This window comes from Shewanella sp. 11B5, from assembly GCF_002836795.1.
GTDB classification, from domain to species: domain Bacteria; phylum Pseudomonadota; class Gammaproteobacteria; order Enterobacterales; family Shewanellaceae; genus Shewanella; species Shewanella frigidimarina.
The window spans coordinates 1-1,922 of the sequence record NZ_PJAP01000719.1; the positions used below are offsets into that span (position 1 = coordinate 1).

Genomic DNA, 1,922 nt, shown 5'->3' on the forward strand with positions numbered 1-1,922 from the left:
TTAGGACAAAGTGCTTCCAACAATTCATCGGTTCAAATGGTTAACAAACAAGCCAAAAAGCTAGGCGAAATCGCACCATTACCAACCGCGATGCTCGATTACGCCAGTATCTATACCTGGATTGGTTTTGCCGGAAAACCTACAGCCATGGATATATCAGCTGATGGTTTATCGGCGGTGGTATTAACCTACACTCACGCGTTCTATTTTACTCAAACTGAGCCAGGTGATTGGTTAACGTTGTTTTCTACACCGCCACAAGAGATTTCTCTGCCAGCGATAAAGCAAGCCGAAGCCGTGGGTTTTAGCCCAGACGGTAACAGCATTTTTATCACTTCAGAGATGATCCCAGCACCCTTGTATAAAATGGATTTGAAAGGCTTTCATACTCAACAGTAGGTGATGTGTGCTCGCACTGCGATTAAATCGCCGTAGATTGAATAAATATTAATCCCTAAGGTTCAATAATCCTTGGGCCGATAGCTCTTTTCTAACAATGTCAGCCCCTGCACTTAAGGCTTGTAACTTACCTCTTGCTACATGATGAGGTAAGGGCGCCATGCCACAATTGGTGCATGGATAAAGCTTATCGGCATCTACGTACTGAAGTGCTTTTCGGAGGGTATTGGCGACTTCTTCTGGTGTCTCAATCGTGTTACTTGCTACATCTATGGCGCCAACCATCACTTTTTTACCTCGAATGAGTTCAAGAAGCTCAATTGGCACATGAGAGTTGTGGCATTCTAGTGAGATAATATCGATATTAGACTGTTGCAGTTTAGGGAACGCTTTTTCATATTGTCGCCACTCTGAACCCAGTGTTTTTTTCCAATCAGTATTGGCTTTGATGCCATAGCCATAACAAATATGCACAGCCGTTTCGCACTTTAATCCTTCAATGGCTCTTTCTAAACAAGCAATTCCCCAATCATTTACCTCATCAAAAAAAACATTAAATGCTGGCTCATCAAATTGAATAATATCAACACCTGCGGCTTCTAATTCTTTGGCTTCCTGATTAAGAATTTTAGCAAATTCCCACGCTAGCTTTTCACGACTTTTATAATGGTCATCAAAAAGCGTATCAATCATTGTCATGGGACCAGGCAAAGCCCATTTAATGGGTTGCGTGGTTTGCTGACGTAAAAACTTGGCATCTTCAACAAAAACTGATTTTGGCGACTAACAGGGCCGACAACCGTTGGAACACTAGCATCATAGCGATCACGAATTTTAACGGTTTTACGCTTATTAAAATCAACACCGTTAAGATGTTCAATAAACGTAGTCACAAAATGTTGGCGTGTTTGCTCACCATCACTAACAATATCAATGCCTGCGTGTTGTTGATCTTGTAATGACAAACGTAAAGCGTCTTGTTTGCCCTCAATTAATTCCTCACCTTGTAGTTTCCAAGCTGACCAAAGTGTTTCGGGTTCAGCAAGCCAAGAGGGCTTAGGTAAACTGCCTGCAGTTGAAGTGGGTAGTATTCTTTTGTTAATCAATGTTTTCATAATAAGTCATGCCGTATGTTGGGTGTAATGATTAAACGCAGCGATTAAACGTAATTGGCAGACCATTGCTCAAGCACCGTTTGATAGGGTTTGATGAAGTGCTTCTCAGCAAACTTTCCCTGCTCATTAGCCAACTTGCTACGTTCTTCTCGATCATAAACAATTTGCGTTAATGAATGATCTAGGTTCTTCAAATTGGGTTGATAGGACTTTCCAGCAGCGGCATTCGCATTATAAATCTCTGGTCGGTAGATTTTTTGAAAGGTTCCCATAGTGCTGATGGTGCTGATAAGCTCAAGATTAGTGTAATCATTAAGTAGATCACCAAAGAAATGGAAAGCCAACGGCGCAACACTATTTGGCGGCATAAAATAACGTACCTGTAGCCCCATTTTTTTGAAATATTGC

The 1,922-nt window shown here is 41.5% G+C and carries 2 protein-coding genes and 1 pseudogene; 1 reads left to right on the forward strand and 2 read right to left on the reverse strand.

Annotated features, from left to right (window positions below; translation table 11 throughout):
• The coding region (locus CXF78_RS21495) for a hypothetical protein (protein ID WP_219622083.1) at nt 1-399 on the forward strand (399 nt) is incomplete at its 5' end.
• 48 nt (nt 400-447) lie between these two features.
• On the opposite strand, the pseudogene CXF78_RS15715 reads toward CXF78_RS21495, so the two are convergent.
• Both CXF78_RS15715 and CXF78_RS15720 read right to left on the reverse strand, forming a co-directional pair.
• Nucleotides 448-1,514: pseudogene (locus CXF78_RS15715) on the reverse strand (methionine synthase).
• A gap of 44 nt (nt 1,515-1,558) precedes the next feature.
• On the reverse strand, nt 1,559-1,922 hold a 364-nt coding region (locus CXF78_RS15720; RefSeq protein WP_145991492.1), incomplete at its 5' end, for a putative oxygenase MesX.